At 64.9% G+C, this 25,543-nt stretch carries 24 protein-coding genes and 1 pseudogene; 13 read left to right on the forward strand and 12 right to left on the reverse strand.

Annotated elements, in window-relative coordinates:
- The 3 genes and pseudogenes from IVA79_RS14435 to IVA79_RS14445 all read left to right on the forward strand — a co-directional run.
- Window positions 1–257, forward strand: a pseudogene (locus IVA79_RS14435) (hypothetical protein); the annotation flags it as partial.
- A 1,287-nt stretch (window positions 258–1,544) separates the two neighbouring features.
- Window positions 1,545–2,024, forward strand: coding sequence for a toxin-activating lysine-acyltransferase (locus IVA79_RS14440; RefSeq protein WP_247553804.1), 480 nt, complete (start codon window positions 1,545–1,547; stop codon window positions 2,022–2,024).
- A 942-nt stretch (window positions 2,025–2,966) separates the two neighbouring features.
- Window positions 2,967–3,512, forward strand: coding sequence for a transposase (locus IVA79_RS14445; protein ID WP_247554027.1), 546 nt, complete (start codon window positions 2,967–2,969; stop codon window positions 3,510–3,512).
- Window positions 3,513–3,753: 241 nt separating this feature from the next.
- Here the strand turns inward: IVA79_RS14445 and IVA79_RS14450 are convergent, their stop codons facing one another.
- The 8 genes from IVA79_RS14450 to IVA79_RS14485 form a co-directional block, all read right to left on the reverse strand.
- Window positions 3,754–3,954, reverse strand: a complete 201-nt coding sequence (locus tag IVA79_RS14450) for a hypothetical protein (RefSeq protein WP_028142198.1) — start codon at window positions 3,952–3,954, stop codon at window positions 3,754–3,756.
- A 294-nt stretch (window positions 3,955–4,248) separates the two neighbouring features.
- Window positions 4,249–6,390, reverse strand: coding sequence for a flagellar biosynthesis protein FlhA (gene flhA / locus IVA79_RS14455; protein WP_247553805.1), 2,142 nt, complete (start codon window positions 6,388–6,390; stop codon window positions 4,249–4,251).
- A 330-nt stretch (window positions 6,391–6,720) separates the two neighbouring features.
- Entirely contained in the window at window positions 6,721–7,020 is a 300-nt protein-coding gene (locus IVA79_RS14460) for a copper-binding protein (protein WP_247553806.1), read from the reverse strand.
- Window positions 7,021–7,037: 17 nt separating this feature from the next.
- Window positions 7,038–7,493, reverse strand: a complete 456-nt coding sequence (locus IVA79_RS14465; RefSeq protein WP_247554032.1) for a cupredoxin family protein — start codon at window positions 7,491–7,493, stop codon at window positions 7,038–7,040.
- A 32-nt stretch (window positions 7,494–7,525) separates the two neighbouring features.
- Complete coding sequence (locus IVA79_RS14470) at window positions 7,526–8,860, reverse strand: copper oxidase (RefSeq protein ID WP_247553808.1); 1,335 nt, start codon at window positions 8,858–8,860, stop codon at window positions 7,526–7,528.
- A gap of 13 nt (window positions 8,861–8,873) precedes the next feature.
- On the reverse strand, window positions 8,874–10,301 hold the full coding sequence (locus IVA79_RS14475) for a TolC family protein (RefSeq protein ID WP_247553809.1): 1,428 nt from the start codon (window positions 10,299–10,301) through the stop codon (window positions 8,874–8,876).
- Between the two features lie 9 nt (window positions 10,302–10,310).
- Window positions 10,311–10,595 carry a hypothetical protein gene (locus tag IVA79_RS14480; protein WP_247553810.1) on the reverse strand — a complete coding sequence of 95 codons (285 nt, stop codon included), beginning with the start codon at window positions 10,593–10,595 and terminating at the stop codon, window positions 10,311–10,313.
- A 76-nt stretch (window positions 10,596–10,671) separates the two neighbouring features.
- On the reverse strand, window positions 10,672–11,088 hold the full coding sequence (locus tag IVA79_RS14485; RefSeq protein WP_247553811.1) for a hypothetical protein: 417 nt from the start codon (window positions 11,086–11,088) through the stop codon (window positions 10,672–10,674).
- Window positions 11,089–11,337: 249 nt separating this feature from the next.
- Between IVA79_RS14485 and IVA79_RS14490 the strand changes: the two genes are divergently transcribed.
- Window positions 11,338–12,525 carry an MFS transporter gene (locus IVA79_RS14490; RefSeq protein WP_247553812.1) on the forward strand — a complete coding sequence of 396 codons (1,188 nt, stop codon included), beginning with the start codon at window positions 11,338–11,340 and terminating at the stop codon, window positions 12,523–12,525.
- On the opposite strand, the gene IVA79_RS14495 is transcribed toward IVA79_RS14490, so the two are convergent.
- Window positions 12,522–12,929, reverse strand: coding sequence for a DUF4864 domain-containing protein (locus IVA79_RS14495; protein WP_247553813.1), 408 nt, complete (start codon window positions 12,927–12,929; stop codon window positions 12,522–12,524). The two genes, IVA79_RS14490 and IVA79_RS14495, sit on opposite strands and share 4 nt — an antisense overlap.
- A gap of 65 nt (window positions 12,930–12,994) precedes the next feature.
- A complete protein-coding gene (locus IVA79_RS14500) occupies window positions 12,995–13,648 on the reverse strand; it encodes a TetR/AcrR family transcriptional regulator (protein WP_247553814.1) in 654 nt (217 codons plus the stop codon).
- Window positions 13,649–13,900: 252 nt separating this feature from the next.
- On the opposite strand from IVA79_RS14500, the gene IVA79_RS14505 reads away from it, so the two are divergent.
- From IVA79_RS14505 to IVA79_RS14515, 3 genes are read left to right on the forward strand one after another with little or no spacing between them, the layout of a single operon-like run.
- Window positions 13,901–14,398, forward strand: coding sequence for a 2Fe-2S iron-sulfur cluster-binding protein (locus IVA79_RS14505; RefSeq protein ID WP_247553815.1), 498 nt, complete (start codon window positions 13,901–13,903; stop codon window positions 14,396–14,398).
- A complete protein-coding gene (locus tag IVA79_RS14510) occupies window positions 14,395–15,450 on the forward strand; it encodes a xanthine dehydrogenase family protein subunit M (protein WP_247553816.1) in 1,056 nt (351 codons plus the stop codon). The genes IVA79_RS14505 and IVA79_RS14510 overlap by 4 nt, the downstream gene beginning before the upstream one ends.
- The gene (locus IVA79_RS14515) at window positions 15,443–17,704 is read left to right on the forward strand and encodes a xanthine dehydrogenase family protein molybdopterin-binding subunit (protein WP_247553817.1); all 2,262 of its coding nucleotides are present in this window, start codon (window positions 15,443–15,445) and stop codon (window positions 17,702–17,704) included. The genes IVA79_RS14510 and IVA79_RS14515 overlap by 8 nt, the downstream gene beginning before the upstream one ends.
- Before the next feature lie 42 nt (window positions 17,705–17,746).
- Here the strand turns inward: IVA79_RS14515 and IVA79_RS14520 are convergent, their stop codons facing one another.
- Window positions 17,747–18,295 carry a cupin domain-containing protein gene (locus IVA79_RS14520; protein WP_247553818.1) on the reverse strand — a complete coding sequence of 183 codons (549 nt, stop codon included), beginning with the start codon at window positions 18,293–18,295 and terminating at the stop codon, window positions 17,747–17,749.
- A 149-nt stretch (window positions 18,296–18,444) separates the two neighbouring features.
- Between IVA79_RS14520 and IVA79_RS14525 the strand changes: the two genes are divergently transcribed.
- Window positions 18,445–19,773 carry an aspartate aminotransferase family protein gene (locus IVA79_RS14525; protein ID WP_247553819.1) on the forward strand — a complete coding sequence of 443 codons (1,329 nt, stop codon included), beginning with the start codon at window positions 18,445–18,447 and terminating at the stop codon, window positions 19,771–19,773.
- 70 nt (window positions 19,774–19,843) lie between these two features.
- The gene (locus IVA79_RS14530) at window positions 19,844–21,109 is read left to right on the forward strand and encodes a D-amino acid dehydrogenase (RefSeq protein ID WP_247553820.1); all 1,266 of its coding nucleotides are present in this window, start codon (window positions 19,844–19,846) and stop codon (window positions 21,107–21,109) included.
- Window positions 21,110–21,255: 146 nt separating this feature from the next.
- Here the strand turns inward: IVA79_RS14530 and IVA79_RS14535 are convergent, their stop codons facing one another.
- On the reverse strand, window positions 21,256–21,897 hold the full coding sequence (locus IVA79_RS14535; RefSeq protein WP_247553822.1) for an XRE family transcriptional regulator: 642 nt from the start codon (window positions 21,895–21,897) through the stop codon (window positions 21,256–21,258).
- A 179-nt stretch (window positions 21,898–22,076) separates the two neighbouring features.
- Here IVA79_RS14535 and IVA79_RS14540 point away from each other — a divergent pair, with 179 nt between their 5' ends.
- Genes IVA79_RS14540 through IVA79_RS14555 form a run of 4 tightly spaced genes read left to right on the forward strand, consistent with a single transcriptional unit; the run spans window position 22,077 to window position 25,539 of the window.
- The gene (locus IVA79_RS14540; protein ID WP_247553824.1) at window positions 22,077–22,835 is read left to right on the forward strand and encodes an ABC transporter substrate-binding protein; all 759 of its coding nucleotides are present in this window, start codon (window positions 22,077–22,079) and stop codon (window positions 22,833–22,835) included.
- Between the two features lie 23 nt (window positions 22,836–22,858).
- Window positions 22,859–23,512, forward strand: a complete 654-nt coding sequence (locus IVA79_RS14545; RefSeq protein ID WP_247553826.1) for an amino acid ABC transporter permease — start codon at window positions 22,859–22,861, stop codon at window positions 23,510–23,512.
- Window positions 23,509–24,240: an amino acid ABC transporter ATP-binding protein gene (locus IVA79_RS14550; protein WP_247553828.1), complete on the forward strand. Its 732-nt coding sequence runs from the start codon at window positions 23,509–23,511 to the stop codon at window positions 24,238–24,240. Before IVA79_RS14545 ends, IVA79_RS14550 begins: the two co-directional genes overlap by 4 nt.
- A gap of 12 nt (window positions 24,241–24,252) precedes the next feature.
- Window positions 24,253–25,539, forward strand: a complete 1,287-nt coding sequence (locus IVA79_RS14555; RefSeq protein ID WP_247553829.1) for an FAD-binding oxidoreductase — start codon at window positions 24,253–24,255, stop codon at window positions 25,537–25,539.
- The last annotated feature ends 4 nt before the right edge of the window (window positions 25,540–25,543 follow it).

Consider the following 25,543-nt stretch of genomic DNA (forward strand, 5'->3'; position numbering starts at 1 on the left):
CTGAGTTGCTCTCGGCTCTCGCCCGTCTTGAATGTGCGATTCGTCATGAACAGAATCGTACATCAACTCCCCAAAATGCCGAGTTCTTGCTCAGCCTCGACGGGCAAAACACGCTATGGGTCGGTCAACGCGTGGCCGCGAAAATATTCCACTTTACCGAAATTCGGAAAGCGCGTATGCGTCGCGGCAACCCGGCCCAAGGAAGAGGGGCGTATCGCGATCGTCACGAACGCGGGCCGGGGGGCGGTGGACGCTGATGGCATCGGCGCGAAGGGTTTTGCAGGGCGGGCAACCGTGAGCAAAACGCATCGCGCATACGACCGGTGTGATCAGCGTACGGCAAAATCGTGTGGTCCTGACGCCCGGGGTCTGTGCGTCAAGGCTTGCGGCGATGAGTGTGGCTCAACCGGGCCCACGCATCATTCATCCGCAAGGCGACGGGGGCAATAGTGCAACGCTCCCCGGGGAGAGCACGACATAAGCCGTCAAACCACTGCGCAGGGAAGGCCGGTTGTTGGGCTTCACCTGTATGCCGCTGTGCAGCTTCTTGTTGCCACCTTTCGCACAGTGGACCGTGGGTGCCCGGCCGGCACCCGGTCTTCCCTGCGCCCTCTTTCAATTGTGGGCGAAGCGATCAAGCAAAGCTCGGGTGAAACAAGCCGCGAGGATGCGAAAGTGTGTCTGCAATGACCATGCGAATTGAAAGAACGACGCCGCCCCACACACTCCGTCATTGCGAGGAGCCCTTGCGACGAAGCAATCCAGAATCTTTCCCCGGATGCATTTCTGGATTGCTTCGCTCCGCTCGCAATGACGATGTGGAAACAGTTGCGGGGCCCAACCACCGCTCTCGTGCCCCGGACGCAGCGCAGCGCCTCGCTGGCGATGCGAAGCATTGTCCAGCGAACGATGCGCTGCAGAGCCGGGGCCCATGCATCAGCAAATACACGGCCTCCTGGGTCTCGGCTCTGCGCAGCAACGTAAGAACGCTGCAGCGCGTCCGGGACACGAGAGAGATGAGCGCCGCTCCCACACACTCCGTCATTGCGAGGAGCCCTTGCGACGAAGCAATCCAGACTGCCCCGCAGGGAAAGTCTGGATTACTTCGCGTCCACCGTCGCTCCTCGAGCTATGGCGGACAAGCCGCTCGCAACGACGGTGATGTGACATGATGCGGCGAGCAGCAACATCGCCAATGACACCGGCGTGACCATCCACACGCTCTCTGCCTCAAACTCCGGCGTTAATTTTTAGCTTGCAGTGTCCAGGTTGTTTCGATTAATTGCTCGCGCAGGGGTTGGGAATGGCGGACTTTCGATAGACCGGGAGCATCATCGCGGCGGAGCTTCGCCGCCGCCGCTCCCATTCATTCCACAACGACAGCCTGTAGGATGGGTAGAGCACTTGCGAAACCCATCATGCCCTTGCGTTGACGCAACGCGATGGGTTTCGCTTCGCTCTACCCATCCTACGAGCTTCGGCCTTTCTCGCAAGAGGAGAAGCCGATGCCGGGCACCGGGAAGAAGACACGTGGAGTGAAGCGGATGACGAAGACCGGAGCCGCAAAGCGGATCGAAGAGCCGATGCCCGATGCCGCGGCACAAGCGAATGCCGCGCCCGGCGGTTCAGGCAGCGCTCCGCACGCCAACGGCGCGCAAGCCGCCAGCAAGTCCGATGCCTCCGCCGCCGGCGCGCAAGCAGCCCCGCCGCCCAAGACCGTGTCGCAGGTGCTCGGCGAAATCACCTGGCTGATGACCCAGAGCCCGCGCCACAAGGCGGTCCCGCTCGGCGATCTCGAATGGCTGGTGATGCCGGCGATCCTGCTGCAGCAGTTCCGGATCTTCTACAAGGGCGAGCAGCCGGTCGGCGTTGCGTTTTGGGCGTTGACGGACGAGATCGTGGCGAAGCGGATCGATGCGGGGGATGTGCGGCTGACGCCGGCGGAGTGGAAGAGCGGAGTGAACAGGCGGATCATTGATGTGATTGCGCCGTTCGGGGGGGGGCGGAGATGCGGGGGCAGATAAATGTCGGATAGCACCGCTTTCCAGTTGGCGCGAGTCGCGTGGAGCCCGTTCTCGTGAGAGCTTATTGCCGTGCTTCATGGTCTTGGAGTCTATGCCTAGCTTCGCTGGTTCTGTTCAGCGAAGTTGGGTTCGCTCATGGTGCCGACCGTCGCGCGGCCGAAAAGGGTAGTCTTGCCGGGGAACTGCGCGAGACGCCTTTGCCATCTGCAACCCAACGGCGAAGTGCAACAGATGGCGTACTCCCGTTAGGTGAACCCATTACCGTAAAGCTGGGCTCCACAAGGCTGCAAGTACCTGCGGCGTACCTATCGCCGTGGCCGCGCGCGGAGGCAAGAAATCGCGTCAACAATATACGGAGCCTTCGGTTCGAATTTTGGATGCCCGATCGGCGTTACCTTGAAGTCAATCCAATTTCGAACGCAAGTTTTCGACCAAAAGAGCCTGGGAGAGCGGAGCCTGCTCGGGACGAGTTCATTGTCCGGGTTTGGGACGTGCTGCCGAGCGTGCGGAGCGAGCCCGGATATGTTTCGCCTGAGCAAACGTTTAGGAATGAGACCCGCAACAGGTTTCCACCTAACTCCTCATTCTTCTCGCGCGAAGAGGAGTTCGGATTAGTCAGGTTTTGGCCTGCGGATGAACTGAACACAGACTATTCAATCAGCTACCGGAATAAGGAAGGCGCCGACCCGCAAGTTCTGCTGGACTGTCTTGTTCCAGGTCGCTCAAGAATTTTCCTCTCTTGCTCCGGGCGCGTTTATTTCGTTTCCGAGAATTTGGCCTTCTTCGTCGTGTTCCCAAAAGAGGAAATACAGCGCTGGCGTGAAATCATAACGGCGGCACGCGATCTCTATTATTCGTGGAAGTCCCCATCCTAAAGATAGCCCGTAGGATGGGTTGAGCTCTTGCGAAACCCATCATTTCGCTCTCCAATCAGGATCCGTCATGACGGGATATCGTCGCAATTTCGTCCCAGGGGGCAGCTTCTTCTTCACCGTCAATTTGGCGGAGCGCAGGCTTTCCTTGCTGACGGATCATGTCGAGATATTGGGCACCTCCTTTCGCGAGACGCATCGGCGTCATCCATTCACGATCGAAGCTGTCGTTGTTCTGCCCGACCATATCCACGCGGTATGGACGCTGCCGGAGAGCGACGCCGATTTCGCAACGCGCTGGCGGTTGATCAAATCGGCGTTTTCACGCGGCCTCGCGCGCGTCGAGCGGATATCCTCGAGCCGCGCCGCAAAGGGCGAGCGTGGCATCTGGCAGCGTCGTTATTGGGAGCACACGATCCGCGACGAAGAGGATTTCGTTCGGCATGTCGACTACGTCCACATCAACCCGGTCAAGCATGGGCTCGTCCCGCGGGTGCGTGACTGGGCATTGTCCTCGTTTCACCGCCATGTGAGGCTTGGAAACTATCCGGCCGATTGGGCGGGCGATCTTTCGGGGGAGGGCCACGACTACGGAGAAAGACGATACGGCAGATGATGGGTATCGCTACGCTCCACCCATCCTACGACAACTCGCTACGACAACTCGCAACGACGAGGTTGATCCGGCCGGGAATGTGCAACTCGAAGGGATCGCTACCCCCACACATGAGAAAGCGCCCGTGGGGGGCGGGCGCTTTCTGTAGTCGACTTGGGGTTGGGGTCGTCTACATATCCACGTGGCGACTTTGGGGGGCTGGTAAAGAGCCGCGTGAATTCACAAAACTCGTCAGATCTCCTTAGCGAACGAGGGACGCATTCGCGCTGGTGATAACGACCGGCTTGTCGGCCTTGATAACGCGGGCTGTCTGGGTCAGACCTTCATCCGAACCCGTGCGTGCCGTGATGCCGAGGCCCGCCACCGCGATCCCTGCGACGAGGGCGACGACCACGACTTTCAAATGGGTCGCGCGATCAGCGCTGTAGATCGAGTGGTTCATGGAAGCCTCCTGCCGCCATCTACCCGAAGTAGTCGCCCGCCGTTTCAGGCAGGTTCATGCTTCCGGTGCCCAACAACCTAGTATTGGCGGGATTCGTTCCCAAGAGGCCATCACAAGAGCGTGACAGGACGTGAAAGATCGCGATCAAAAGCGACCCCTCATCGTGCATTTTGGCAATTATTTCAAAGCTGTAATGTGCTTGCCAAGCGCCTTTTCGACAGTTGGTCTACAAGGCGCCAGGAACTCAAAAACCATTTGCCTGTGGCTGAAAAACACACGGCTTCTTAAGGCAAATCAGATGCTTCCGACCGTTTTCAGCCTCGCCCTGGGGTGGATTTCGGCCTGCGACAGCACGGTGGTCTGGGCCCGGAACCGTTCCACCAGGGAACGCACGAAGGGGCGGATGGCCGCGGAGGTGACCAGCACCGGCGCCTCGCCTTCGCGCGCGGCGCGCTCGAACGCCTCGCGCACCGCGGTCATGAACTCCGACAGTTTCGAGGGCTGCATGGCGAGGCTCCGCTCCTCGCCCTGGCCGATGATGGATTCGGCAAAGGCCTGCTCCCATTTCGCCGACAACGCGATCAGCGGCAGATAGCCGGCATAGGAGGTGTTTTGGGCGCAGATCTGCCGCGCGAGGCGTGCGCGGACGTGCTCGACCATGGTGGCGGGATTGCGCGAGAAGGCGAGCGAGTCCGCGATACCTTCGAGGATGGTGGAGAGGTCGCGGATCGAGATGCGTTCGGCGAGCAGCAGCTGCAGCACGCGCTGGATGCCGGAGACCGTGACCTGACCGGGCACGATGTCCTTGACCAGCTCGCTCTGCTCCTTCGGCAGCTCCTTGAGCAGCTTCTGCACCTCGCCATAGGAGAGCAGGTCCGACATGTTGGCCTTGAGCAGCTCGGTGAGGTGGGTCGAGAGCACGGTCGCCGCATCGACCACGGTGTAGCCCTTGAGCGAGGCCTCCTCCTTGAAGCTGGCATCGACCCAGGTCGCGGGCAGGCCGAAGGTCGGCTCGGTGGTGTGGATGCCGGGCACCTGCACCTGGCTGCCGCCGGGGTCCATGACCATGAACTGGTTCGGCCAGATCTTGCCGGTGCCGGCGTCAACCTCCTTGATCTTGATGATGTAGGTGTTGGCCTCGAGCTGGACGTTGTCGAGGATGCGCACCGCCGGCATGACGAAGCCCATCTCGATCGCGAGCGAGCGGCGCAGCGCCTTGATCTGCTCGGTGAGGCGGTCAGTGCCGTCGGGGCCGTTGACCAGCGGCAGCAGCGCATAGCCGAGCTCGATCTTGAGATCGTCGATCTTGAGCGCGGCCGAGATCGGCTCCTCGGCCGCGGCGGCGCCCGGTGCGCCGGGCTGGCCGGCAGCGGGCGCGGCCTTGGCGGCCTCCTCGGCCCTGGCGGTGACGCGGTTGCGGTTGCGGGCGTTCCAGGCCAGCGCGCCGGCGCCGGCGCCGAGCGCCAGGAACGGGATGGTCGGAATGCCCGGCAGCGCCGCCAGCACCAGCATCACGGCCGCGGACATCGCGAGCGCCTGCGGATAGCCGGAGAACTGCTTCATCAGCGCCTTGTCGGCAGCGCCGGAGACGCCGGCCTTGGAGACGAGCAGGCCGGCCGCGGTCGAGACGATCAGCGCCGGCACCTGGGTGACGAGGCCGTCACCGACCGTCAGCAGCGTGTAGCTGCGCCCCGCATCGGCAAAGGACATGCCCTGCTGCGCTACGCCGATGATCATGCCGCCGACGACGTTGATGAAGACGATCAGGAGGCCGGCGATGGCGTCGCCGCGGACGAATTTGGAGGCACCGTCCATGGCGCCGAAGAAGCCGCTCTCGTCCTCCAACTCCTTGCGCCGCTCCTTGGCGACCTTTTCGTCGATCAGGCCGGCGGAGAGATCGGCGTCGATCGCCATCTGCTTGCCGGGCATGGCGTCGAGGTGGAAGCGGGCGGCGACTTCGGCGATGCGGCCCGAACCCTTGGTGATGACGACGAAATTGACGATGATCAGGATCGCGAAGACGATGATGCCGATGACGAAATTGCCGCCCATCACGAAGCTGCCGAAGGCTTCGATGACGTGACCGGCGGCCGCCGTGCCCTCGTGTCCGTGCGACAGGATCAGGCGGGTCGAGGCCATGTTGAGCGACAGGCGCAGCATGGTCGAGATCAGGAGGACGGTCGGAAACGCCGAGAATTCCAGCGGCGTCTGGATGAACAGCGAGGTCATCAGGATCAGGATCGACAGCGTGATCGAGATCGCCAGGAACAGGTCCAGCACGATCGCAGGCAAGGGCAGGATCAGCACCACCAGGATGGTGAGGATGCCGAGCGCCAGCGCGATGTCGCCGCGCTTGAGGATGGTGACGATCTCGTTGACGGAGGGGATCCCGGGTCTTGCGGTGCCTACGCCCTGTCCCGCCGTGACGTCGACCATGGTAGCTGCCTCCCCGCGCGACTGCCGTCCGCGCGCCCCAAACGTCTGCGCGGCGGCCGATGGGCCGCCGTTCCGAAAGTGAGGCACCGCACTGGCGTCCACGGGGTTCCTCCCGTTCTACGCGGCCGACGACACTCGACTTCACCCGGCAATTCTTGCCGGGTGTATGGTTAGCAAAGGGTTAACGGAGGGGTAGGAAGGAGGCGGGCCGGAGTGTTTCGGTCCCGAAAGGTGTCATTCCGGGGCGATGCGAAGCATCGAACCCGGAATCCATCGGGCGGCAGAGTTGGTGGATGAATGGATTCCGGGCTCGCGCTGCGCGCGCCCTCCCTACTTCGCCTTGTCCATCTTGGTCACAGTGTACCCCGACGCCGCCTCCTCGGCCTCGAAGGTCACCTTGTCGCCGACCTTCACCTGCTTGAGCATGGCGGGATCCTTGACGCGATAGACCATGGTCATGGGGTCCTCCATGCCGAGGCTCTTCGCCGGTCCGTGCTTGAGCGTGATCTTGCCGGCGCCCTCGTCGATCTTCTTGACCTCGCCGCTGATCGAGGCCCCGGCGGCCAGCGCTGCAGTGGCAACGCCCAACGTCAGCGCCAGCGCAGCGGTGATACGGATGATGTGGTTCATGGGAGACTCCCTTCGCGTTACTTGACGGTGACGTGGCCGACCATGCCGTTGTCGCGATGGTCGGGGATGAGGCACGAATATTCGAACGTGCCGGGCTTGCTGAATTTCCAGAGGACCTCGGCCGTCTTGTGTGGTGCGAGGCGCACACCGTTGGGCTCGTCATGCTCCATGTGCGGATGCTTTTTCATCTCCACCGCATGCGCGAGATTCTCTTTGGTGGTGGCGAGCAGGAATTCGTGGTCCTCCTTGCCGACATTGCGCAGCACGAAGCGGATCTGCTCGCCGCGCTTGACCTCGATCCGGGCGGGTGTGTAGTCCATCTCGTTCAGCAGGATCTCGATCGTGCGTGCCGGCTTGTTGGGATCGCCGGGCTCGCCGGCCGAAAACTTGCCGTGCCCATGCTTGTCGTGCGCAAAGGCCGGCGCGGCCAAAAGTGCGGCCAGCGCGAGGCCGAGCTTGATCGTAGTCTTCATCGTCATCTCCAGTTGCTGGTTCATCGAAACGCTCACATCTTGTGCTTCATCGGCGGGCTGCCGGGCGTTTGCCGGGCCGGCTCTGCGGCCGGCGCCGCGACCTCGTAGGCGACGGTGCCTTGCGGGAATTTGTACGGTCCGGGATCACGGTAATCGTCGCGCGCGAGGTCCTCGCGGATCTTCATCACCGTGAACATGCCGCCCATCTCGATCGGCCCGAACTGGCCGGTGCCGGTCATCATCGGCAGCGTGTTGTCCGGCGTCGGCATCTCCATGTTGCCCATCGCCATGCCGGTCGAGCCCATGGCCATGCCGTCAGGCGCGAGCTTGCCGACGGCCTTGGCGAGATCCTTGCGCGACACGCCGATCAGGTTGCGCACGTCGTGGCCCATCGCGTTCATGGTGTGGTGCGACTTGTGGCAATGGAACGCCCAGTCGCCGGGATTGTCGGCGAGCACGTCGAACACCCTGACAGCGCCGACCGGCACGTCGGTCGTCGTCTCCGGATATTGCGCGCTCTCCGGAACCCAGCCGCCGTCGGTGCAGGTCACCGCAAAGGCGTGGCCGTGCAGATGGATCGGATGGTTGGTCATGCTGAGATTGCCGATGCGCACGCGCACCTTGTCGCCGAGCCGGACCGGGAGGGAATCGATGCCGGGAAACACCCGCGCATTCCAGGTCCACATGTTGAAATCGGTCATCTCGTTGACGTGCGGCAGATAGGTGCCGGGATCGACGCGATAAGTGCTCATCACGAACACGAAGTCGCGGTCGACCGGCCGGAAGCTTTGATCGCGCGGATGCACGACGACCATGCCCATCATGCCCATCGCCATCTGCACCATCTCATCGGAATGCGGGTGGTACATGAAGGTCCCGCTCTTCCTCATCTCGAACTCGTAGACGAAGGTCTTGCCCGGCTGGATGTGCGGCTGGGTCAGCCCGCCGACGCCGTCCATGCCACTCGGGATGATCATGCCGTGCCAGTGCACGGTGGTGTATTCGGGCAGGCGGTTGGTGACGAAGATGCGGACCTTGTCGCCCTCGACCGCTTCGATGGTCGGGCCCGGCGACTGGCCGTTATAGCCCCACAGATTCACCTTCATCCCTTCGGCGAATTCGCGCACCACGGGCTCGGCGACGAGATGGAATTCCTTCCAGTCGCCGTTCATGCGGAACGGCAGCGACCAGCCGTTCAGCGTGACCACGGGGTGATAATCAGGCCCGCTGATCGGATGCAGCGGCGGCTGCATCACCACCTTGTCCATATGCGCAGCTTCCGGAATCGACGCGGCCTGCACGCGGCCTTGAACCGCGGATGCGCCGACGAGCGCGGCGGTCCCTAAAAATCCTCGGCGGGAAAACATCTCGGCCTCCATGTCAGTGGCCGCCGCTATCGGCAGGAGCTGCCGCGGCGATGGTGGTTGACGTGTCGCCGCCGGCGGAAGGCGCGCCTCCGCCATTGACGGCGGTCTGCAAGTCGGCCTGGGCGAGGAAGAATCTCTGCCTGGCATCGATCGCGCCGCGCAGCGATGCGAGGCGCTGCCGCGCTTCGGTGAGCAGCGCAAAGATGTCGACCTGCATGCTGGAGAAGCGCAGCTGCATCTCCTCGGTGATGATCTTGCGCAAGGGCAGGATCTCGCGCTGGTAGTGGCTGGCGATGTCGTAGCTCGAGCGGTAGACGCGATAAGCATCACGTGCCTCCGAGCGCACGTTGACGGCGCGCTCGGTGAGGCGGTTGAAGGCGAAATTGTAAGTCTCCACCGCCTGCCGCACGCGAACCTCGCCGCCGTCGAAGATCGGGATCTGGAACTGGACGTCGAAGCCGCGCTCGCGGAACGGTGGGCCTTCCGGATCCCGGGTGCGGCGGGAGATGCCGGCGAGATCGAGCAGGGTCACGAAACGTGTCGCCTCGGTGAGGTTCAAGGCCTTGGCCAGCGCATTCAGCTCCAGCCGCGCAATCTGCAAATCGATGCGATGGGCCACGGCATCGGCTTCGATCGATGGCAGTGCCTGCGGTCGCCGCGGCAGCGGCGGCAACTGGTTGGGCAGACGGAAGTCGAGGCCGCCATCCCACAATCCCATCAGGCGCGCGAGCCTTTCGCGGGCGCTCGCGGCGATCTGCCGTGCGGTGGCGAGGTCGGCGGTGGTTTCGGCGTAAAACACCTGCTCGCGGGCCTGATCGAGCTTGTTGATCGAGCCGGTCTCGCCGAGCTTGACCGCGAGCTGCGCGGTCGATTCCGCCGTCGCCTTCGCATTCGTCAGCAGCGCTACCATCTCGTTGCCGGCGACGGCACCGACATAGGCGCGGCGCACCTCGGCGGCGAGCCGCAACGTCGCCAGTGCGGCGCGCAACTGCGCTCCGCGAAAACGGTCGCGGGCGATGTCGGAGCGGAACGGCAGGGTGGCGAGTGCAAGGATGTCGCCGACCACCTGGCGCTCGATCTCGCTGGCGCCGTTCCCCGTGATTCGCGAGATCGAGAACACCGGATTGGACGGCAGGCTCTGCTCGACCAGATCGGTCTCGGCCAGCGCCAGCTCGTTATAGGCGGCTTGCAGTCCCTTGTTGTTGAGCAGCGCGATCTGCACGGCGCTCTCGGCGCTCAGGGCGCGCGCCAGCAATTGGTGAACGCGGGCGTCGACCGCGGCGGCGCCGTCGGCTGTTCGCACGAAGGCGACGTCCTTGTTGATGGTCTGGCTTGTCAGCTCGGAGACCGCGCTCATGCCGGCGTCGGGCGAGAATGCGGCACAGCCGGAGACGCTGAGCGCAGCGAGGACGAGCAGGCCCCGCGCAAAATGGCGTGTCATGGCGCGCTCCTACCGGTCTTGCTTCGGCCGCGGCGCGACTGCGTCGTTGCGGTCGCGCCATGGTGCCGGCGCCGCAGGCCGCAGGCTGGTATAGGGCGCGATGGTCGAGCGATAGCTGACGGGCGCCACCTTCGCCGCGGGATCGGCAGGATCGGCGCTGGCGATCTCTGTCGTCGCCGGCATGCAGCCGGACAGCGCCAGCGCAGTAAGGGCGAACAGCGGCCAATTGAATCGAAAGTGTGGTCCACCCACCGCAGATGCGGCGGCGGATTTCGCTCCGGAAAGCGTAAGCATGAATCATCCCTGATCTGAAAGACCACAGGTTCGCGCGCGCGGAAAAGCGCGCTCGGCCCGAAATCGTCGCGTCAGATCAGGTGATGGGGGGACGGTAGTGCTGGGGCGGTGCCGCGCTGTGCAGGCTGGCCACGAGCTCGATCGCGCAGATGGACATCGGCTGGACCGGCGTCACCACGACCGGCAGATCGGCCGGCAACGCGCTGACGCACATCATTGCACAGCAGGGGCCGACAGTTCCCTTGCCGCCATAATCATGCGACGTGGGCGCGTCCTGCGTGGCTTGGTGATGCGCGTGTGGCGCCGCGTGGTCATGTGAGGCGCCGTGGTGCGCATGACCCGCCGCCATCTGATGATGGGCCGGTGCGGCATCTGCCAGCAGGGCTTCATCGAGGCACGGCGCCGGACCGCTGCCCCACGCCAGGCTTGCGGCCGGCGCGAGCACGCAGAACAGATAGGCGAGGGCGATGATCCGCCCCACCTTGATCCGCATCGATCGTGTCAATCGCAGCAACATCCGCCGACATGTGTTCCGCGCGGCAATTTGCTCACGCGGATTGCAAACTAATGGCAAATCGCGCATTCGCCAAGCTGCTTCTTACCGCTGTGCACCGCGCATGCCCAATATCGCGCCACGATGCTTGACCGCAAGGCGATCCGCGAACATGTTCCGCGCGTGCACGCCCCCACTCATCCAGGACAAAGCCCTGATTCATTTAGCCCTGATTCCCGTCGGGCCTGGATGCGGCTGCTCATTGCGCTTGTGATCGGCTCGATCGGCGCCGTCGGCATGTGGGCGGTCGTGGTCGTGATTCCCGTGGTGCAGACGGAATTCGGTGCCACGCGCGGGGCGGTGTCGCTGGCCTTCACGCTGATGATGTTCGGCTTCGGGCTCGGCGGCGTGATCGCCGGCAAGATCACCGACCGGTTCGGTATCGTGCCGGCGATGGCGATCAGCATCGCCTTCCTCGGTGTCGCCAATGTGCTCGCGGGGCTGTCGACCCAGCTCTGGCAGTTCGTGGCGGCCTATTTCCTGATCGGGCTCGGCACGTCCGCGACCTTCGCGCCGCTGATGGCGGAGGCCTCACACTGGTTCGAGCGCTATCGCGGATTGGCCGTGACCATCGTCGCGAGCGGCAATTATGTCGCCGGCACGATGTGGCCGCCGATCGTGAGCTGGGGCACGCAGGAGATCGGCTGGCGCTACACCCATATCGGCATCGGCCTCGTCTGCGCCAGCACGATGGCGCTTCTGGTCCTCGTCCTGCGCGCGCAGATGGGCGACGACAATATCCGCAATCACGCCAATGCGGCGCCGCCGCGGGTCGATCTCAAGCTCTCGACCAACGCGCTGACCGTGCTGCTGTCGATCGCCAGCATCTCCTGCTGCGTCGCCATGGCGATGCCGCAGGTGCATATCGTCGCCTATTGCGGCGATCTCGGTTATGGCGTGGCACGCGGCGCCGAGATGCTCTCCCTGATGATGGGCTGCGGCATCGTCAGCCGGATCGGCTCCGGCTATCTCGCCGACAAGATCGGCGGCATCTGGACGCTGCTGGTGGGATCGCTGGCGCAGGGCTTTGCGCTGGTGTTCTATCTGTTCTTCGACAGCCTCGCCTCGCTCTATCTGATCTCCGCGATGTTCGGCCTGTTCCAGGGCGGCATCGTGCCGAGCTACGCCATCATCGTGCGCGAGGCGATGCCGGCGAGCGAGGCCGCGACCCGCGTCGGCATCGTGATCTTCGCCTCGGTGTTCGGCATGTCCTTCGGCGGCTGGGTGTCGGGCCTCATCTTCGATGCCACCGGCTCGTATGCCGCGGCGTTCGCCAACGGCGTCGCCTGGAACGCGCTCAATATCGGCATCGTCGTGTTGCTGTTGATCCGCTCGCGGATGGGCTCGGTCAAGACCGGGCCGGGCTTTGCGACCTAAACCGACTGTCCTGCCTTCAGCAGCGAACAGCCGGTGATCTTGTAGCTGCCGTCCGGCTGCTGCTCGAGCGTGTAGAGGGCTTCCCACGCCTCGCCATTAGCGTCGATGATGTGGACGCGCTGCGCGATCCAGCCACCCTCGCTCTTGCTCTCGCCGAACTCGAAGCTCTTGTGCCGATAGACCGGCGCGTAACCGTTTCGTACCATCGACATGAAGATGTCGGGCGCGGGGAAAATCTCCTTGATCGCCGGCGCGGCATGGGAATAGGCGGCGCTCGCATCATCCCGGACGAAGGCCTGCTCCTGGGCGCGGATGACGCCTTGCGCCGCGGCGACATCGTTGGCGAGAGCCGCGGCGGAGCTGAAGACAAGGCTGATAGCGACGAGCAAGGCGGCAATGCGCATGACAGGCTCCGCGTTGAAATCCCGGCGATGCCGATCCTAGCATGACCAGAGCGAAATACGGGGCGCTATCGCTTCCGTTTCACCGCGGGGTTCGAGCGCCTTGTGGCGGGCGCCTTGGTGGCGCCTGGCTTGGCCTTGCCGGACGGCTGCACGCGCAGGCCATCCACGAACACGTCGAGCATGCGCAGCACCGAGGCTTGCCAGCCGGGCTGATCGTGCATGTAGCACATGCCGATCAGGGCCCTGAGCAGGTCCTCCGGGCTGATATCGCCCCGCATCTGGCCGGCTTCCACCGCGCGGGCGAGCAGTGAGCCGATCGCCTTGGTCAGCCGATCCATCGAGAAGGCGGCGAGCTCGGACGAACTCTGATAGGTCAGCGCCAGCGCGGCCGACATGCCTTTTTTCGTGGCGACGAATTCGACCGCGGAGCGCAGCCAGCGGCGCAGCGCGTCGACCGGATCCTTGGCAGTTCGCAGATGCTCGGCGAGCTCGCTGAGCTGCTCGACCTCGCGCCGATACACCGCCTCGAACAATGCCTCGCGCGTCGGAAAATGCCGGTACAGCGTGCCGATGCCGACGCCGGCGCGCTTGGCCACGGCCTCCAGGCTCGCCTCCGGGCCGCCCGCGTTGAACACGGCCTTTGCCGCTTCGAGCACGCGCTCGCGATTGCGCACGGCGTCGGCGCGGGGCTTTCGAATTGGGTCGGTGTGATCGTCCATGTCAGGCAATGTAGATCACGAATTGGTTAGATTGAACCCTCGTTGAGTCCTTGGCTGGCTGCATCGCGTTGTACGCGCATGGGCTTTTGACCAATTCCAAATATTTTCCGGTGGCCCTTGTTAAGCGGAGGGTGCCTCCGTATCTTCGCCTTGACGTTGGCCGGCTTCCGTCCGGCCGACGCGATATCGACAGCGGCCACGGCGGTGGCGCGCTGCGCGATGACTCATGTCCCTATCTGATCGGAGCCTTGTATGAACCACTCCATCAGCCTCACCGTGAACGGTGCGCGGCGCGACTTCGTCCTCGACGATCCACGCGTCACGCTGCTTGATCTCCTGCGTGAGCGCCTCCATCTCACCGGAACCAAGAAGGGATGCGACCGCGGCCAGTGCGGCGCCTGCACCATTCTGGTCGACGGCAAGCGCATCAACTCCTGCCTCGCGCTCGCCATCAGCCATGACGGCGCCGACATCCTCACCATCGAGGGCGTGGCGCGCGGCGACCAGCTGCACCCGATGCAGGCCGCCTTCATTGCCCATGACGGCTTCCAGTGCGGCTTCTGCACCCCCGGCCAGATCATGAGCGCGATCGGCATGATGAGCGAGGCGCAGGCCGGCAACGATCCCGAGCGCATCCGCGAATGCATGAGCGGCAATCTCTGCCGCTGCGGCGCCTATGCCGGCATCGTCGATGCCGTGCTCGACGCGCAAGGAAAGATGGACGAGACCAACCAGAGGCGCTCCGCATGAAACAGTTCGATTATGTCAGGCCCGCCACGGTCACCGAAGCCGTTGCTGCCGCGGCCCAGCCGGGCGCTGTCTATCTTGCCGCCGGTACCAATCTGCTCGATCTGATGAAGGGCAATATCAGCCGTCCGGATCGTCTCGTCGATGTCACCCATCTCGAAGGGCTCGACGGCATCGAGCGCCTCGCAGACGGCGGCTTGCGCATCGGCGCGCTCGTCAGCAACGCCGATCTCGCGCACGACGCGGATTTCGCGCGGTCCTATCCGGCGGTCGCCGAAGCGCTGCTCTCCGGTGCATCCGCGCAATTGCGCAACGCCGCGACCGTCGGCGGCAATCTCCTGCAACGGACGCGCTGTGCGTATTTCTACGACACCGCCAGCCGCTGCAACAAGCGTGAGGCCGGCAGCGGCTGCGACGCCCGCGACGACGAGAACCGTGGCCATGCTGTGCTCGGCTGGAGCGAAAACTGCATCGCGACGCATCCCTCGGATTTCTGCGTGCCGCTGGTCGCGCTCGATGCCGTCGTCGAGATCGAGGGCAGGAACGGCCGGCGCGAGATCGCGCTGGAGGCATTGCATCGCTTGCCGGGCGATGCGCCCGAGCGCGAGTCCGCGCTCGAACCCGGCGATCTCATCGTTGCGGTGCGCCTGCCGCCGGCGGCGAGCGGCTTCGCCGCGCATGCGCGCTACCTCAAGGTTCGTGAGCGTACCTCCTATGCCTTCGCAATAGTGTCCGCCGCCGCTGCGTTGCGGATCGAGGGCGGCAGGATCGCGGAAGCGCGACTCGCGCTGGGCGGTGTCGCCGCAAAACCCTGGCGCGCCCGCGCCGCGGAAGACGTGCTGAGGGGCGTTGCGCCCACCGCCGACGCCTTCCAGGAAGCCGCCTGGCGTGCGCTCACCGACGCAAAACCATCCGGCGACAACGCCTTCAAGATCGAGCTGGCGCGCCGCATTGTCGCGCGCGCACTGAGCCTCGCCGCCGCCGGCACGCCGGCGCGGCTGCCGGCGCTGCCGGCCTCTCTCTTTGCCTCGACGTCCGGAGCCATCCATGCCTGAGCTCAATCTCACCAGCGCACCCGCCCATCTGCGCCACGGCTCGAATATCGGCCAGCCGCTGACCCGCCGTGACGGAATCCTCAAGGTCACGGGGCACGCGACCTATGCCGCCGACAATCATCCACCCGGCATGCTGTTTGCGGTGATCGCCGTGTCCAGAATCGCGCATGGCCGCGTGACCTCGCTCGATGTCGCCGCCGCCAAGCGCCATCCCGGCGTCGTCGACGTCATGACGCCGGACCACAAGCCGCAGCTCGCGATCGATCCGGAGATCAAGACCAATCCCTTCGTGTTCCGGATGGAAGCGTTGCAGAGCAACGAGGTCCGCTACGCCAACCAGCCCATCGCGGTCGTGATCGCGGAAACGCTGGAGGCGGCGACGGAAGGCGCGGTGCTGCTGGCGCCGCGCTACGAGACGCTGCCTCCGCTTGTCGGGCTCGACGCCGGCGAGAGCTTCGTGCCGCCCGTTGTCGGCGTCGGCAATCCCTCCGAGCATCACCGCGGCGATGTCGAGGCGGGCCTCGCCTCGGCCGAGAAGCGGATCGACGCGACTTACGAGACGCCGCCGCAATATCACAACGCGATGGAGCCGCATGCGATCGTGGTGCAATGGGATGGCGACAGCCTCTCGGTGGACATGCCGACCCAGGGCCTGAAGCTGTCGCTCGCGCGCATCGCCGAGCTGTTCGGCATCGCGCACGACAAGATCCACATCCGCAGTCCTTTCCTCGGCGGCGGCTTCGGCTCGAAGGGTCTCATGGGCGGTCCGCCGGTCCTCGGCATCATGGCGGCGAAGCTGGTCGGCAGGCCGGTCAAGCTGGTGCTGCGCCGTGAGCAGATGTATGGGCCGGTCGGCCATCGCGCGCCGACGCGGCAGCGCCTGCGCATCGGCGCCGACGGCGCGGGACGTCTGACCGCGCTCGATCACCATGCGCGGACCGTGTCGAGCACGTTCGACGATTTTTACGAGCCTGCGGCCGATGCCTCGCACACGCTGTATGCAGCGCCTGCGATCCGCACCTCGCACGACGCTGTGCGCGTCAACACGGGAACGCCACTGTTCATGCGGGCTCCCGGCGAGGCGACCGGCTCGATCGCGCTGGAGAGCGCGATCGACGAGATGGCCTGGGCCTGCGGCATGGATCCGCTGGCCTTCCGCCTCAAGAACTATGCCGAGCGCGAGCCGATCAGCGGCAAGCCGTTCTCTTCAAAAGCGCTGCGGGCCTGTTATGAGCAGGGCGCGGCGCGCTTCGGCTGGGCCAAGCGTTCGCTGCAACCGCGGCGGATGCGCGACGATGACGGCCTTCTGGTCGGCTGGGGCCTGGGCACGGCGACCTTTCCGGCGCTGATGTTCCAGGCGGACGCACGCGCAGCGATCCGGCGCGACGGTTCCGGCGTGATGGAGATCGGTGCGCACGACATGGGGCAGGGCGCTTGGACGGCGCTGGCGCAGATCGCGGCCGATGCCGTCGGTCTCGATATCGACCGTGTCGCGTTCAAGGCCGGTACGTCCGATTTGCCCGATGCCGGCATCGCGGGCGGCTCCGCGCACACGGCAACCGCGGGGGCTGCGATCCACAGCGCCGGCGCGGCCGTGATCGCAAAGCTCGCCGATCTCGCCACCAACGACGAGCGCTCGCCGCTGTTCGGCGCCGGCAATGCCGGCGTGATCGCGCGCGAGGGAAGGCTGATCCGGCGTGACGACGAGAGCCGCAGCGAGAGCTACGCCGAGATCCTCGCGCGGGCCGGTCTCGCCGAGATCGAGGCCCGCGGCACCGGTGCGCCGAATCCCGCGGCGATGGAGGAATATGCCATGCATGCTCATGGCGCGGTGTTCGCGGAGGTGAAGGTCGATCCCGAGCTCGGCCAGGTCCGCGTCAGCCGCATGGTCGGCGCCTTCGCGGCGGGACGCATCGTCAATCCGCTTATGGTGCAGAGCCAGCTGTTCGGCGGCATGATCTGGGGGCTGTCCTTTGCGCTGCATGAGGAGGCCATCACCGACCGCCGTACCGGCCGGATCATGAACGCCAATCTCGGCGAGTACCACGTCCCCGTGAATGCCGACGTGCCGCCGCTCGACGTGATCACGGTCGAGGAGCACGATCCGCATGTGAATGCGCTCGGCATCAAGGGCGTCGGCGAGATCGGTATCACCGGCAGCGCCGGCGCTGTCGCCAACGCGGTGTGGCATGCGACCGGCGTGCGTGTTCGCAAGTTTCCGATCCGGATCGAGGAATTGTTGACGCAGCGTTGAGACGGCGGGCGGGGCGAGATATTCTCGCTCCGCTGCGTTAGTCTAGAACGTCGGCGGCGTGCAGGCCGAGATCACTTCGCACGCCTTGCCGCCGACGCAGCGGAAGCGGTGCGGACGGCGGCTCTCGAAATAATAGGCGTCGCCCGGATTGAGGATGCGGCGCTCGTCCTCGACAGTGACCTCGAGCTTGCCCGAGATCACGATGCCGCCTTCCTCGCCCTCATGGACGAGATGCACGCGGCCGGTGTCGCTGCCGGGCTCGTAGCGCTCTTTCAATATCTGCAGGCTGCGGCCGAACAGATTGTCGCCGACCTGGCGGTACGAGATCGGCTTCTTGCCGACTTCCGTCAGCTCGTCGGAGCGGTAGAAGATCTTGCGCCTGGACTCCGGCTCCAGCGCGAAGAACTCGGCAAGCCCCATCGGGATGCCGTCGAGGATGCGCTTGAGCGCGCCGACCGACGGGTTCATCTGGTTGGATTCGATCAGCGAGATCGTCGAATTGGTGACCCCGGCGCGCTTGGCCAGCTCGCGCTGCGACAGCTTGTGGCGCGCCCGGATGAATCGCAGCCGTCCACCGATGTCGACGCTCATAGCCCAGGTCCCGTGTTGCAAGTGTTGCGGATCGCGCAAATATGGACCGGCTGCCCCAAGCAAATCAATGGGTTGCGGCAGAGCAGAAAAGGACTTGTTGCGCTTTGCAAGCCGTGGCTCTGCTAGCAGGTCAGCAAAGGAGCGCGGCCGTGACCCTTCATCAGATTCCGAACACTATCAAGACCGACTCGTTCTGGATGCCGTTCACGGCCAACCGGCAGTTCAAGAAGGCGCCGCGCCTGTTCTCCTCGGCCGAGGGCATGCACTACACCACCGTCGACGGCCGCAAGGTGATCGACGGCTCCGCCGGTCTCTGGTGCGTCAATGCCGGCCATGGCCGCAAGCAGATTGCGGCTGCGGTCGAGCGTCAGCTCATGACGCTGGACTTCGCGCCGTCGTTCCAGATGGGCCATCCGCTGGCGTTCGACTTCGCCGAGCGTCTCGCCGAGATCGCGCCGAAGGGCCTCGACCGCATCTTCTTCACCAACTCGGGCTCCGAGTCGGTCGACACCGCGCTGAAGATCGCGCTCGCCTATCACCGGGCCAACGGCCAGGCGAGCCGCACCCGCCTGATCGGCCGCGAGCGCGGTTATCACGGTGTCGGCTTCGGCGGCACCTCGGTCGGCGGCATGGTCGCCAACCGCCGCGCCTTCGCGACCCTGCTGCCGGGCGTCGACCACATCCGCCACACCCATGATCTCAGCCGCAACGCCTTCGCCAAGGATCAGCCCGAGCATGGCGCCGAGCTCGCCGACGATCTCGAGCGGCTGGTCGCCTTGCACGGTGCCGAGACCATCGCCGCCGTCATCGTCGAGCCGGTGCCGGGTTCGACCGCGGTGCTGCCGCCGCCGAAGGGCTATCTGCAGCGCCTGCGCGAGATCTGCGACAAGCACGGCATCCTGCTGATCTTCGACGAGGTCATCACCGGCTTTGGCCGCCTCGGCACGCCGTTCGCCGCCGATTTCTTCGGCGTCACGCCGGATATGATGACGACGGCCAAGGGCATCACCAACGGCACCATTCCCTGCGGCGCGGTGTTCGCGCACCGCAAGGTGCACGACGCCATGATGATCGGCCCGGAAAACGTCATGGAGCTGTTCCATGGCTACACTTATTCCGCGCATCCGACCGCTTGCGCGGCCGGCATCGCGACGCTCGACATCTACAAGGACGAGGGCCTGCTGACGCGCGGTGCCTCGATCGCCGAGTACTGGCGCGATGCGCTGCATTCGCTGCAGGGCCTGCCGAACGTCGTCGACATCCGCAATTGCGGCCTGATGGGCGCGGTCGAGCTGTCGCCGCGTGACGGTGCGGTCGGTGCGCGCGGCTACGACGTCATGGTCGACTGCTTCAATCGCGGGCTGTATTTCCGCATGAGCGGCGATAGCTTCGCGCTGTCGCCGCCGCTGATCGTCGAGAAGAGCCACATCGACGATATCGTCTCGATTCTTGGCGACGCCATCAAGCGGGTGGCCTGATAATTGCTCTCGCCGTTGCGAGTTGTGTCCTTGCAGCGGCGAGCGTGATGCCGCGGGAGTTTGACCAAGCGTGAAAGTTCTGATCCTCGGCAGCGGTGTCATCGGTGTCACCTCTGCCTACTACCTCGCACGTGCAGGTCACGAGGTGACGGTCGTCGACCGTCAGCCGGAGCCGGCACTTGAGACCTCCTTCGCCAATGCCGGCGAGGTCTCGCCCGGCTATTCCTCGCCCTGGGCCGGCCCCGGCGTGCCGGTGAAGGCGGTCAAGTGGCTGTTGATGAAGCACGGTCCGCTGGTGATCCGGCCGAAGCTCGATCCCGTGATGTGGGTCTGGTTGCTCAAGATGCTGCGCAACTGCACCAGCGCGCGCTACGCGGTCAACAAGAGCCGGATGATCCCGATCGCGGAATACAGCCGCGATTCCCTGCGCGATCTGCGCCGCGACATCGGCATTCAGTATGACGAGCGGTCGCAAGGTACGCTGCAGCTGTTCCGCTACCAGGCCCAGCTCGATGGCACCGCCGAGGACATCGCCGTGCTCAAGCAGTATGGCGTGCCCTTCGAGGTGCTGAGCCGCGAGGGCTGCATCGCGGTGGAGCCGGCGCTATCAGGCGTGAAGGAAAAATTCGTCGGCGGGCTTCGCCTGCCGCAGGACGAGACCGGCGACTGCCACATGTTCACGCAGGCGCTGGCCAAGCATGCCCAAGCGCTCGGCGTGCGCTTCATGTTCAACACCTCGATCGATCGCATCGTCACCGACGGGGCGCGCGTCAGCGGCGTCGTGACGGGTGCCGGCACGTTGCAGGCAGACGCTTACGTGCTCGCGCTCGGCAGCTGGTCGTCGCGCCTCGTCGGGCCCCTCGGCATCTCGCTGCCGGTCTATCCGGTGAAGGGCTATTCGATCACGGTGCCGATCAAGGACGCATCGGGCGCGCCGGAATCGACCGTGATGGACGAGAGCTACAAGGTCGCGATCACGCGGCTCGGCAATCGCATCCGCGTCGGCGGCACCGCCGAAATCTCCGGCTATTCGGACAAGCTCTACGATGCGCGCCGCGCCACGCTGGATCACTCGCTGACCGACCTGTTCCCGCGCGGCGGCGATCTGTCCAAGGCGACGTTCTGGAGCGGCCTGCGCCCGATGACGCCGGACGGCCCGCCCGTGATCGGCCCGACCCACTACGCCAATCTCCACCTCAACACCGGCCACGGCACGCTGGGCTGGACCATGTCCTGCGGCTCGGGCCGCGTGCTCGCCGACATGCTGTCCGGCAAGAAGCCGGACATCGATGTGAGTGCGCTGACGGTGGAGCGGTACAAGCACCGGTTTGGGTAGACTCTCTCAGCCCGTCATTGCGAGCGCAGCGAAGCAATCCAGAGTCTTTCCGCGGAGGCAGTCTGGATTGCTTCGTCGCAAGGGCTCCTCGCAATGACGTTGCGGAGTCAGTGCGCCCTTCGTCTATCGATGTGACGGAGGCAAGCTCACGTCCCCGTCACACAATTCACCCACAGCACCACGGCCTTCGCATCCTGCGCCGGATTCGAAAACCGGTGCGGCCTGCGGCTGGCGAACCGAAAGCTGTCGCCCGTCTTCAGCGACCAGGTGTCGCTGTCCACCGTCAGCAGCATCTCGCCTTCGAGCACGAGGCCGGCCTCTTCGCCGTCATGGGTGTAGAGCTCGTCGCCGGTGGAGCCGCCGGGCTCCAGATGCACCAGGAACAGATTGAGCTTGTTGTCGCTGCTCGCGGGGCTGAGCAGCTGCTTGGACACGCCGGTTCGCCAGAGCTTCAGCTCGGGCCTTTGCAGCCCGCGCGTCACCACCTGATCGGATCCGCCGTCGGCGTTCGGGCTCGCGCCGAACAGCGCGGCGATGCCGACGCCGAACACGTCGGCGAGCGTTGCCAGCACGCGCAGCGAGGGCGAGGACAGGCCGCGCTCGATCTGGCTGAGGAAGCCGATCGATAGCTCCGTGCGTGCCGCGACCGTCTCCAGCGAGAATTGCCTGACGCGCCGGAGATCCCGGATGCGGCGGCCGACCGCGACGTCCATCGCAGGCTCGGCCGGCTTGGCAACGGCTTTGGTCTTCGCCCGCTTCGCCGGCTTTGCGGCGGCCGGTTTGCGCATTCTTTTGCCACCGCTCACGTCAAACCGCTTCCTTCATGTGCATGAAAACCGCTTGCATCGTCCGCGAAAGTGTGACCAAATTTTCATATTGGTGAAAATAAGCCGAAACGGCCTGGCCCGCAACGTCTGATCGCGACACGCGCGAACGCCGCCGCCGGCCAGGCCCAAAGGGGGATGCGATGAAGCGTTTTGTTCAGGCCGCAATCGCGGCGCTCGCCATTGCCACAGCCGTGCCGGCTTCGGCGCAACAGGTGCTGAAGGTCGGCTCGACGCCGACAGGCATTCCCTTCACGTTCCTCGACACCAAGACCAACACCATCCAGGGCATCATGGTCGATCTCATCACCGAGATCGGCAAGGATGCCGGCTTCAACGTGCAGATCGAGCCGATGGCGTTCTCGGCGCTGATCCCGTCGCTGACCTCGAGCAAGATCGACATCATTGCTGCTGCGATGTTCATCACGGCGCCGCGCAAGGAGGTCATCGACTTCTCAGACCCGATCTACAGCTATGGTGAAGGCCTGGTGGTGCCGAAGAGCGACACCAAGGCTTACGCGACGCAGGAGGACCTGAAGGGCGAGACCGTCGGCGCGCAAGTCGGCACCGCCTTCGTCGATGCGCTGAAGAAAACCGGCCTGTTCGCCGACGTGAAGGCTTACGACACCATCCCGGACATCCTGCGCGACGTGAACACCGGTCGCCTCAAGGCCGGCTACGCCGATTATCCGATCCTCGCCTACAATCTGAAGCAGGGAGGCTTCCCCGAGGTACGCCTCGTCGACGGCTACAAGCCCGTCACCGTTGGCTCGGTCGGCATCGGCGTGCGCAAGGGCGAGACCGCGCTGCTCGGCAAGATCAACGCCTCGCTCGCCAAGCTGAAGGCCAACGGCACCATCGACAAGATCCTCGACAAATGGGGCCTGAAGGCACAGGGCTGATCGAAACGACTGAAGGCTGCCCGATGAAAGGCTTCTGGCGCGACGCCGTCGAGTTCTTCCCGATTCTGCTGAACGGTGTCGCGCTGACGATCATCGTCACGGTCGGCTCGCTGCTGCTCTCGACGGTGCTGGGCCTCCTCTGGGCGATGATGCGGGTCTCCGGCATCAAGGCGCTGTCGATGCTCAGCGCCAGCCTGATCAACGTGATCCGCGGCATCCCGATCATCGTGCTGTTGTTCTATCTCTATTTCGTGATGCCCGATCTCGGCGTCACGCTGTCGGCCTTGCAGGCCGCGATCCTCGGGCTCGGCATCGCCTACTCGGCCTACCAGGCGGAAAATTTCCGCGCCGGCATCGAGGCGATCGACAAGGGGCAGATCGAGGCGGCACAGTCCATCGGCATGGGCTGGTGGCTCACCATGCGCCGCGTGGTGCTGCCGCAGGCCGTGCGCATCGTGCTGCCGCCCTACGGCAACGTCATGATCATGATGCTGAAGGACTCTTCGCAAGCCTCCACCATCACGGTCGCCGAGCTCGCGCTGCAGGGCAAGCTGATCGCGTCATCGACCTTCAAGAACACCAGCGTGTTCACGCTTGTGGCGCTGATGTATCTCACCATGAGCATTCCATTGATCCTGCTGGTCCGTCACTTCGAGAAGCGGGCCGGCAAGCGATGATCGAGCTGAACGACGTCCACAAGAGCTTTGGCAAGGTCGAGGTGCTCAAGGGCATCACGGCTTCAGTCGCAAAGGGCGAGGTGGTCTGCATCGTCGGTCCCTCCGGCTCCGGCAAGTCCACCATCCTGCGCTGCATCAACGGCCTCGAAAGCTACGATCGCGGCGAGATCAGCGTGGAGGGATTGAAGGTCGATCGCGACGCGACGTCGATCGTGAACATCCGCACCCAGGTCTCGATGGTGTTCCAGCGCTTCAACCTGTTCCCGCATCGCAACGCACTGGAGAACGTGATCGAGGGGCCGCTCTATGTGAAGAAGGAGTCGCGAGCCGCTGCGCTGGAGCGCGGCCGCGCGCTGCTTGCCCAGGTCGGCCTCGCCGAGAAGGCCGATGCGCATCCGCCGCAGCTTTCCGGTGGCCAACAGCAGCGCGTTGCGATCGCGCGGGCGCTCGCGATGCAGCCCAAGGCCATCCTGTTCGACGAGCCGACCTCGGCACTCGATCCTGAACTGGTCGGCGACGTGCTCGGCGTCATGCGCAAGCTCGCCGACGATGGCATGACCATGGTCGTCGTCACCCACGAGATGGGCTTTGCCCGCGACGTCGCCGACCGTGTGCTGTTCATCGACGGCGGTGTCATCGTCGAGCAGGGACCGGCCAAGGCGCTGCTCAACCAGCCGCAGCATCCGCGCACGCAGGACTTCTTGCGCCGCGTGCTGCATCCGCTCTGAACGGTCTTCGCCATGACGACGCGCCTGCCTTTGCCGCCCTCGGTCTATGCCGACACCGCCGTCGCGCCGGTCGCGACGCCGCCGCTCGATGTCGACAAGAATGTCTCCGTCGCGATCGTCGGCGGCGGCTACACCGGCCTCTCCACGGCATTGCATCTGGCGGAGCAGGGTGTCGAGGCTTTGGTGCTGGAGGCGCAGGAGCCCGGCTGGGGCGCATCAGGCAACAATGGCGGCCACACCAATCCCGGGCTGAAGCACGACCCTGATCAGATCGAGGCGGACTTCGGCGCGGAGCTCGGCCGCCGCATGATCGCGTTCTCCTACGGCACCACTGACTTCACGCATGATCTGATCCGCCGCTACCAGATTCCCTGCGAGGCACGGCAGAACGGCACGTTGCGCGCGGCCTATCACGAAGCCAGCGCCGCCGCGATCGAAAAGACCGCGCAGCAATGCATCCGCCGCGGCATGCCGGTGACATATCTGAACCGCGAGCAGCTGCGCGAGATGACCGGCACCGACCGCTACATCGGCGCCATGTTGGACACGCGCGGCGGCGATCTGCATCCCCTCAGCTACGCCCGTGGCCTCGCGCGTGCCGCGATCTCGGCGGGTGCGAAGGTGTTTGGCGAGACGCCGGCATTGTCCCTGCGCCGCGACGGCGCGCGCTGGCGCATCGAGACGCCGCGCGCGGTGGTTCATGCCGACAAGGTCCTGCTCGCCACCAACGGCTTCACCGACGATCTCTGGCCGGCGCTCCGCCGCACCATCGTGCCGGTGTTTTCCTCGATCGCCGCCACCGCGCCGCTCTCGGATGCGGTGGCGCGCTCGATCATGCCGACGCGGCCCGTGCTCTACGAGAGCGGCCACATCACGGTCTATTATCGCATCGACCAGCACAATCGTCTGTTGATGGGCGGCCGCGGCCCGATGCGCTGGATCAGCTCGCCGCATGACGTCGCCTATCTCATGCGCTATGCCGAGCGGCTATGGCCGCAGCTGAAAGGCGTGGCTTGGACCCATGGCTGGAACAGCCGGCTCGCCATCACCAAAGACCACTATCCCCATGTGCATGAGCCGGCCGAGGGTGTCCTGATCTCGCTCGGCTGCAACGGCCGCGGTGTTGCGCTCTCGACCACGATGGGCGCGCAGCTCGCCCGACGGCTGATCGGCGGCGCCACAGCCGAGATCGACATGCCCATCACCGGCATCAAGCCGATCCCGATGCACCCGTTCTGGCCGGTCGGGGTGACGACCGCCGTGATCGCGGGCCGCGTGCGCGATCGGCTCGGCATTTGAGAAA

The organism is Bradyrhizobium sp. 138, assembly GCF_023074075.1.
GTDB lineage: Bacteria > Pseudomonadota > Alphaproteobacteria > Rhizobiales > Xanthobacteraceae > Bradyrhizobium.

Excerpts from the sequence above, each read along its gene's own strand:
- IVA79_RS14440 (WP_247553804.1), top strand. The coding sequence starts at position 1,545 with ATGACGAAGACCGGAGCCGCAAAGCGGATCGAAGAGCCGATGCCCGAT.
- IVA79_RS14445 (WP_247554027.1), top strand. The coding sequence starts at position 2,967 with ATGACGGGATATCGTCGCAATTTCGTCCCAGGGGGCAGCTTCTTCTTC.
- IVA79_RS14450 (WP_028142198.1), bottom strand. The coding sequence starts at position 3,954 with ATGAACCACTCGATCTACAGCGCTGATCGCGCGACCCATTTGAAAGTC.
- flhA (WP_247553805.1), bottom strand. The coding sequence starts at position 6,390 with ATGGTCGACGTCACGGCGGGACAGGGCGTAGGCACCGCAAGACCCGGG.
- IVA79_RS14460 (WP_247553806.1), bottom strand. The coding sequence starts at position 7,020 with ATGAACCACATCATCCGTATCACCGCTGCGCTGGCGCTGACGTTGGGC.
- IVA79_RS14465 (WP_247554032.1), bottom strand. The coding sequence starts at position 7,493 with ATGAAGACTACGATCAAGCTCGGCCTCGCGCTGGCCGCACTTTTGGCC.
- IVA79_RS14470 (WP_247553808.1), bottom strand. The coding sequence starts at position 8,860 with ATGTTTTCCCGCCGAGGATTTTTAGGGACCGCCGCGCTCGTCGGCGCA.
- IVA79_RS14475 (WP_247553809.1), bottom strand. The coding sequence starts at position 10,301 with ATGACACGCCATTTTGCGCGGGGCCTGCTCGTCCTCGCTGCGCTCAGC.
- IVA79_RS14480 (WP_247553810.1), bottom strand. The coding sequence starts at position 10,595 with ATGCTTACGCTTTCCGGAGCGAAATCCGCCGCCGCATCTGCGGTGGGT.
- IVA79_RS14485 (WP_247553811.1), bottom strand. The coding sequence starts at position 11,088 with ATGCGGATCAAGGTGGGGCGGATCATCGCCCTCGCCTATCTGTTCTGC.
- IVA79_RS14490 (WP_247553812.1), top strand. The coding sequence starts at position 11,338 with ATGCGGCTGCTCATTGCGCTTGTGATCGGCTCGATCGGCGCCGTCGGC.
- IVA79_RS14495 (WP_247553813.1), bottom strand. The coding sequence starts at position 12,929 with ATGCGCATTGCCGCCTTGCTCGTCGCTATCAGCCTTGTCTTCAGCTCC.
- IVA79_RS14500 (WP_247553814.1), bottom strand. The coding sequence starts at position 13,648 with ATGGACGATCACACCGACCCAATTCGAAAGCCCCGCGCCGACGCCGTG.
- IVA79_RS14505 (WP_247553815.1), top strand. The coding sequence starts at position 13,901 with ATGAACCACTCCATCAGCCTCACCGTGAACGGTGCGCGGCGCGACTTC.
- IVA79_RS14510 (WP_247553816.1), top strand. The coding sequence starts at position 14,395 with ATGAAACAGTTCGATTATGTCAGGCCCGCCACGGTCACCGAAGCCGTT.
- IVA79_RS14515 (WP_247553817.1), top strand. The coding sequence starts at position 15,443 with ATGCCTGAGCTCAATCTCACCAGCGCACCCGCCCATCTGCGCCACGGC.
- IVA79_RS14520 (WP_247553818.1), bottom strand. The coding sequence starts at position 18,295 with ATGAGCGTCGACATCGGTGGACGGCTGCGATTCATCCGGGCGCGCCAC.
- IVA79_RS14535 (WP_247553822.1), bottom strand. The coding sequence starts at position 21,897 with ATGCGCAAACCGGCCGCCGCAAAGCCGGCGAAGCGGGCGAAGACCAAA.
- IVA79_RS14540 (WP_247553824.1), top strand. The coding sequence starts at position 22,077 with ATGAAGCGTTTTGTTCAGGCCGCAATCGCGGCGCTCGCCATTGCCACA.
- IVA79_RS14545 (WP_247553826.1), top strand. The coding sequence starts at position 22,859 with ATGAAAGGCTTCTGGCGCGACGCCGTCGAGTTCTTCCCGATTCTGCTG.
- IVA79_RS14550 (WP_247553828.1), top strand. The coding sequence starts at position 23,509 with ATGATCGAGCTGAACGACGTCCACAAGAGCTTTGGCAAGGTCGAGGTG.
- IVA79_RS14555 (WP_247553829.1), top strand. The coding sequence starts at position 24,253 with ATGACGACGCGCCTGCCTTTGCCGCCCTCGGTCTATGCCGACACCGCC.